Origin of the sequence: Streptomyces sp. NPDC059037, assembly GCF_042740015.1 — a bacterium.
In the GTDB taxonomy this organism is placed as follows: domain Bacteria; phylum Actinomycetota; class Actinomycetes; order Streptomycetales; family Streptomycetaceae; genus Streptomyces.
On the sequence record NZ_JBHYIG010000057.1, the window covers coordinates 21,564 to 27,938 of the forward strand.

General features: G+C 68.0%; 8 protein-coding genes. 2 read left to right on the plus strand and 6 right to left on the minus strand.

Going from position 1 to position 6,375, the window contains the following annotated elements; genetic code table 11:
• The first annotated feature begins 107 nt into the window (after window positions 1-107).
• Together ACFWY6_RS14795 and ACFWY6_RS14800 are read left to right on the plus strand one after the other, a co-directional pair.
• Entirely contained in the window at window positions 108-1,358 is a 1,251-nt protein-coding gene (locus ACFWY6_RS14795) for a multiprotein-bridging factor 1 family protein (protein ID WP_384689439.1), read from the plus strand.
• Window positions 1,359-1,372: 14 nt separating this feature from the next.
• Window positions 1,373-1,738 carry a hypothetical protein gene (locus tag ACFWY6_RS14800; protein ID WP_384689442.1) on the plus strand — a complete coding sequence of 122 codons (366 nt, stop codon included), beginning with the start codon at window positions 1,373-1,375 and terminating at the stop codon, window positions 1,736-1,738.
• A gap of 87 nt (window positions 1,739-1,825) precedes the next feature.
• On the opposite strand, the gene ACFWY6_RS14805 is transcribed toward ACFWY6_RS14800, so the two are convergent.
• The 6 genes from ACFWY6_RS14805 to ACFWY6_RS14830 form a co-directional block, all read right to left on the minus strand.
• Window positions 1,826-2,092 (minus strand): hypothetical protein, encoded by a 267-nt coding sequence (locus ACFWY6_RS14805; RefSeq protein WP_384689444.1) that lies wholly within the window; start codon window positions 2,090-2,092, stop codon window positions 1,826-1,828.
• Complete coding sequence (locus ACFWY6_RS14810) at window positions 2,089-2,322, minus strand: hypothetical protein (RefSeq protein ID WP_384689446.1); 234 nt, start codon at window positions 2,320-2,322, stop codon at window positions 2,089-2,091. Before ACFWY6_RS14810 ends, ACFWY6_RS14805 begins: the two co-directional genes overlap by 4 nt.
• A gap of 13 nt (window positions 2,323-2,335) precedes the next feature.
• A complete protein-coding gene (locus ACFWY6_RS14815; RefSeq protein WP_384689450.1) occupies window positions 2,336-3,121 on the minus strand; it encodes an N-acetylmuramoyl-L-alanine amidase in 786 nt (261 codons plus the stop codon).
• Between the two features lie 113 nt (window positions 3,122-3,234).
• Entirely contained in the window at window positions 3,235-3,459 is a 225-nt protein-coding gene (locus tag ACFWY6_RS14820) for a chaplin family protein (protein WP_384689452.1), read from the minus strand.
• Window positions 3,460-3,584: 125 nt separating this feature from the next.
• Entirely contained in the window at window positions 3,585-5,177 is a 1,593-nt protein-coding gene (locus ACFWY6_RS14825) for a right-handed parallel beta-helix repeat-containing protein (RefSeq protein ID WP_384689455.1), read from the minus strand.
• Window positions 5,178-5,862: 685 nt separating this feature from the next.
• Complete coding sequence (locus tag ACFWY6_RS14830; RefSeq protein WP_384689458.1) at window positions 5,863-6,273, minus strand: hypothetical protein; 411 nt, start codon at window positions 6,271-6,273, stop codon at window positions 5,863-5,865.
• Between the last annotated feature and the right edge of the window lie 102 nt (window positions 6,274-6,375).

The window sequence follows — 6,375 nt, forward strand, 5'->3', positions numbered from 1 at the left end:
TTCAAGGGAACCGCGCCGTATAGGGGGTGGCCACGGCATTCATGCGGCACTCTTGAGGCACGTCTGATGCACGAGCGCGCGCACGCGGGCACGGGAGGGAGGTCGGCATGAGTCTCTCGAAACGACGAAAAGCCCTGGGTTACAGTCAAGAGAGTCTTGCCGCCCAACTCGGCGTTGACCGCACCACGGTTGGCCGGTGGGAGAGGGGTGAGACTGAACTTCAGCCGCCATTACGTCCGAAACTGGCTGAGCTGCTGAAAGTCGAACTGGCCGCGCTCGACACCCTGCTCCCGAACTCACCAACCACCCCTGAGGAGCCTGCGGGGTTGTCATCGCGCGACTCCTACGGCCCAGGGGATGACGACATGATCCGGCGCGAGTTCCTACGTGTTATCGCCGTGACAAGCGCTCTCGCGGCCTTGCCTGATGACGAGGCGGAGGCAGCGGCAGACGATGCCGAGCAAGGCGACGCTGCGGGCTTCCTGCGGATGAACGGGCACCTGTGGCAGGTCTACCAACTCGCCCGCTCGAAGAGGGCTGTTCAGCCCATCGTGAGCGAACAGCTTGTCGCGTTGAACGAGAACCTCGCCGACCGGGCGGGCTCCACCGACACGCTGTGTGTGGCCGCGGGCGATCTCTTTCAGCTAGCGGGAGAGCTGGCGTTCGATGGCAACAGGCATACCGACGCCGCGGCGTCCTACGCCCTGGCCGCGACGGCGAGTAAGGAGGCCGCCGCATTCGACCTCTGGGCGTGCGCCCTCGTACGACACGCATACGTGGAGATGGCCGGGCGCAACTACCAAGAGGCTGTAGGCCTGTTGTCGGTTGCCGGGCGGGTCGCCAAGCGCGGTGACAACTCCTTGTCCACTCGGCAGTGGGTCGCTTCCATACAGGCAGAGGCGTACGCGGGCGCGGGTGATCTCGACTCGTGCGAGCGCGCGCTCGATGAAGCCGAGAAGGTGCTCGACCTCGGGAGCCACGCCCACAATGGCGGTTGGCTGCGGTTCGACGGTTCACGGCTCGCCGAGGAACGCGGCGCCCGGTACGTACAGCTTGGGCGGCTCGACCTCGCCGAGACGGCGCTCACGAGCGCGTTGAAGCAAGGCGCCCTTGCCCAAGGCCAATCGTTCCGCAGGCGCGGAGTGGTGCTCTCGGATCTCGCCGCGATCGGCGCCAAGCGGCGCGACCCCGACCAGGTCCTCACCTTCGGACGTGAGGCCCTGCGGCTCGCCCGTCAATCTTCCTCCGGATACGTCGCCCGTAGACTCCAGGGGCTACAGGCCGAGATCGGCTCACTCGCTCACGACCGCCGCGTTGCCGAGCTGGGCGCCGAGATCGCCACACTGAGCACGACGTGACGAGAGGGGTTGCCATGTCGGAGACCGAGGGTGCCCGGCTGTTCCGGGAAACATGGATCGCCAGCGTGCGGAAGCACTTCCCGGGCGAACCGAAGCCTGGCTACGTGACTCCTTGGGAGGACACGCCCGAGTGGGAGCGGAAGGCAGCGGGCACCGTGTATGAGCAGGTGCGGCAGTTCCTCGACCTGAGCGGCGGCCACGCTTCACGGCTGAGCCGCGAGCAGAAGGGCCGGTTCGTCGCTACGTGCTGGACTGCCCAGATGTACAAGCACTTTGAGGACCCCAAGCCCGGATACGTGGCTGACTGGCCGGACCTTCCCGGGTGGCAGCAAGCGACCGATGCCGACATCTTTGAGGCGATCGAGGATGCAGTGAGCTGACGGTCTCGCTCAACGGCAGATGGCCCCCGCCCCGGCAAGCGCCGGGACGGGGGCTTTGCGTTGTGCATGGCGAGTGGTGGCGGGCGATCAGCGGGCAGCGAGCTGCCCGAGGGCGGCCAAGGCGAAGCCGCCGAAACCCACCAGGGCGGCCACGGTGGGCAGTGGCCACCGTCGGCGTTCGAGGTCGTCGAGGCGCGTTTCGAGGTCGTCGAGCTTGTGGTCGGTCTGGTCGTTGCGTTGCACGAGCAGGGCGAGGGCTCCATCGGTGCGGGTGAAGCCAACTTCGAGCGTGCGGCGGATGCGTTCCAGCTCGACGGCTACCCCCGGATCGGGGTCCGGCGAGGGCTGGGTCACCCGTTGCCACCCCCGGTGTCCTGGTCCGTGCGCAGCCACGCGGGCATGAGCGTCTGGACGCCGGGGAGGGCCATCACGCGGGAGAGGCCGCCCGCGATGGCGAGGGCGCCGGCGACCCACGGCAGGGTTTCGGGGATGCCGGATGCCTGGACGATGGCGGGCATTGTCGCGGCGAGGGCGATGGTGGTCTGTACGAGGGTGCGCAGTGTGCGGCGCGTGGCGTCGGTCATGGGGTGGTGCTCCCTACTTGGTGTGGGCGAGGCGGTGCAGGGCGGCCCAGCCGCGCGGGCCGATGGCCGGGTCGTGGGAGGTGCCCGCGGCGCGGTAGGCGGGGTGGGCGTTGTGGAAGCGGGCCACGGCGGCTTGGGTCTGCAGTCCGTACGCGTCGGCCTCGGGCACGTTCTTGGCGAGGTATCCGGCGGCCTTGAGTGCACGCTGTAGGGGCTTGGCGGACGGGCTCTTGCGGCCCGGGGCGAGGCCGTTGGGGAACGGCGGCGGGGTGTACGGCTTGTGCTTGTCCGGCGTGGTGCCGCTGTTGTCGCCGGCGAGCTTCTTTGCCCGGCGGACGATCTCGGGCAGCTGAGCGACGATGCGGGAGCCGGGGCAGGACGTGTGTCCGCCCCATGCGCTTCCGCCGAGGCCGTGATAGGCGAGGCCGCGGTCGCTGGTCGAGGTGGCGACTCTGAGGGGCACGCCGTAGGTCGTGTGGGCCCACGCGAGTACCTGCGCGTTGCGGTCGAGCTGGTCGTCGGTGAGGGCGTCGCCGCCCCGCCCTTCGTTCTCGATGGACAGCCATGCCGGGTTGCCCGCGGCCTGCGCCCACGCGCGGTCGCTGGTGTCGACCCACTGATAGAGCTGTCCGCCCTTGCCGGTGCCGAAGTGGCTCGACGCGCGGGCGTCGCGGTTGCGGAACCAGCTATCCGTACCGGCGAGCGTTCCGGCCATGATGTGCACGACGACGCCGCGGACCTGGTCCTGTCCGTCGTTGGTGAAGTTGATCGGGATGGGGCGCCATATGGCGCCGGGCATGCGTGCCAAGGGGAAGACTCCAGACATGACGAAGCCCCGCACCTGATCAGGTACGGGGCTAGGGGGTGGGAACTCAGCGGATGGGCGGCAAGGGCCCAGAGTTCTACGGGTCGTCAGCAGGCGTTGCCGAGGCCGACAAGGCTGGCGGCGCTCTTGCACAAAGCGACGGGCATCTGCTCCGGCACCTGGATGAGGGGGGCGCTGACGGTGCCGGGAGAGTTGACAGGGCTGCCCGAGGCGCCAGCGCCTGGTTCGCCATCGGCGGCGGCCGTGCTGGCCCCACCGATGACGGTGGCGGTGACGAGGGCGGCTGTGGTGAGGATTGTGCGCATACGCATGGGTGCCTCCTGGCGAGGGAACGGACCGTTCAGGTGCCAGGTATCACCGATCCGGCATGCGGAGAAAACGATCATGACCCGTCTGCGCGAACCGAGCCCTTCGTTCGTGGGACCTCGGCCGCGTCTCAGGCGAGGTCGGTCGCGAGGGTCTGCGGGGCCGGTGACTTGTCGTCGAGGGCGCCGCCGGTGAACTCCGTACCGCGCCAGTCGTTGCCGTAGCGGGCAACGAGGCTGCACGTGTTCGTCGCGGAGAAGCCGTTGATTGCCTCGTTGCCCGATCCGTTGGGGCGGACCTTGATCCCGGACAGGGAGATAGACGAGGCGGTACTACTCAGGCGGATGCCGTAGTAGGTGTTGTTCGCCGAGCGTCCGGGGCTCTTGATGTAACTGTCGCGGATATGGATGTTGTTGCCGTCTTGGACCAGGACGCCGTTCCCGCCCGGGTACAGCACCTGATTCCCGGTCATCGACATGTGCGTGCAGGTGATGGCGGTGAGGCCGTGTGAGCCGGGGGTGTAGATCTGGTTGCCGGTTACCGCGCCGTTGTCCGCGTTCTCCATCGACACGGCGGTGCCGTCCACGCTGGAGACCGTGTTTCCGGAGATGGCGAACCGCTGTACCTGCTGGAGGCGGATGCCGTTCTGTCCGGCGGTGCTGCCATCGATGGCGTTGTCGCCGATGGTCAGGTTGAGGATCTGCCCGGACGTCTCGCCGAGGGCGACGATCGGCTCGTTGTAGCCGCCGCCGCCGCTGCGGAAGGTGCAGCCGGTGACGGTCAGGTTGCGCATGGCCTGCGAGGCGCCGGTCTGCGTGCCGTCGGGGCGCTTGGTGTCCTCGGTGTCGGTGAGGATCACCGTGCGGAAGCGCACCCCGGAGCCGCAGCCACTGAAGTTGCAGCCGGTCACGGCGACGTCTTCCCAGTTGTAGGCACTGACGGCGTACTGGGTGACGCCCTCAAAGGTGCAGTCGGAGACCCGAACTCGGCGGTGGTACTTGGTGATCGTCGCGGAGTGCGAGCCGATACCGCGCGGCCACGCCGTGGTGAGGTTCGTGCCGGATGCTCCGAAGTAGCAACCGGATATGAGGATGTCCTCGCACGGTGTGTGGTCGTAGGGACCGAAGCCGCCGAACACCCCCGACGACTTGGCCAAGTCGAGCTGTACGGCCTCGGAGAAGTCGCGGGCGCCAGGGTCGTAGTAGCCCAGGAAGCGGCAGTTCTCGATGGTCCCGCGCTTCGTCGAGTTGAGTTCGATGGCGTGGTAGCCGGACACATCCCGTATCTCGACGTCCCGAATGGTGATGTCGCGGGCGTGGCCGATGCTGATGCACATGGCCGAGGCAGTGAGCCCCGGAGCGGTGCCCTGGCAGTCCCAGACGCCGCCCTCGACGGTGATGTTGCCGTGGCCGGTGTAGCCGCTCAGGTTCTGTCCGGCGTCGCCGTTGATGAGCATGGTCTCGGCGGCGCCGCGCACGAAACGCGCCCCAGGGAGCAGGGTCAGGCGGGTGTTGCGGTAGATGCGGAGCGGGAGCGTGGCGAGCAGGTAGGTACCGGGCGGCACGATCACCCAACCCCCGCGAATCTTGGCGGCGTTCAGCACGGCCTGAATCGCCGGGGCATCGTCCACGGTCCCGATGCCGACCGCTCCGTACGCGGTGACGGTCAGGGACTCGGAGAGCCTCTCCAGCATGTATTGGAGGCGCCCCGCGGTCATCTGCATGCCGGGGAGCCACTGAGCAACGGGCGTGGACAGGGTGCCTCCTATGACGTCGTTTCGACCGGCGTGATCGCGCGACGGTTAGCAGTGCTGGTTGCTTCGCTTGGTGTGCGATTGGCGGCAGAAGGGCCGGGGGAAAACCGGTGCCGCAGAATGCCCAACTGAGATGGCGTCCTAGGAGTGCGGTCGACTGTGAGCCCGAACAAAGGCGATATGCCCAAGCACAGCAGTCAGAGTGCCGCCAAGAGCTCCGACGAGATAGGCGACGGCCTTAATGATCTCAGCCGCGCTGTTGGCGCTGGGCGCTGGTTCGCCAGGCCCGCCAGGCCCGCCGGTCCCTCCAGGCCCGCCCGGAGACGTCTCGGAGTCGGTCTCGGATGGTGAGGGGGTAGCGGTAGAACCCCCGCCGGAGCCGCCGTCACTGGCGCCGTTGTCGGGATCCCAAGAGCCGGTGACTGGGATGGCTGGCGGGGGGGCGCGATCCCAGGGGTCTCCAATGGCCTGGAAGAGTAGAAATATCCCGGCCGTAACAGCCAAGATCAGCAGACCGACTCGTCGAAGTCGTCGCCCCCGGCGTTCCTCGACATTCGGTTTGGCCTCACCGGCCGTGCCCATGGACTGACGATAGGGCACAGGATGCTGGCTGTGCTGCAATAGGGAGTCCCAATTTCGTGGGCGATGTGCCAGCCTAAAGCGGAGAGATTGCGGGTCGGGCGAGTTGCACGGTGGCGCCCGCATGATGCGCGAGTGCGAGGCCGTTGGTGCCGCGGGTGACGGTGAATGTCTGGAGTCCGGCGGTCGCGGACGGCGCGATGCCGCGCACGTCGAGGTGTTCGCCCCAGATCTCTATGGCGATGGGGAACACGCCGGGCGCCTCGCCGTCGAGGGTGGGGCGCAGCGTGAGGCGGGTCGCGGTCAGCACGTCGACGACGGGCGGGAAGTCGGGGACGGTGGCGGCGATGTTGGCGAAGGCGGCCCCGGCCGGTGCGGTGAACACCTCCTCGAACCACGTCCAGACGCCTGCGGCCACGCGCTGACTGCTGGCGGCGGTGTCGAGGTATTCGCCCCCGGCGTCGAACCAGTTGATGTCGAGGTCCACGGTGCGGGTGGTGGCGCAGCGCAGCCACCCCCCCTCGGGGTTTGGGGTTGGTTCCTATAAGCGCGGGGGGTGGGTGGCCCGCTTTGGGTTAAGCTCGTATGC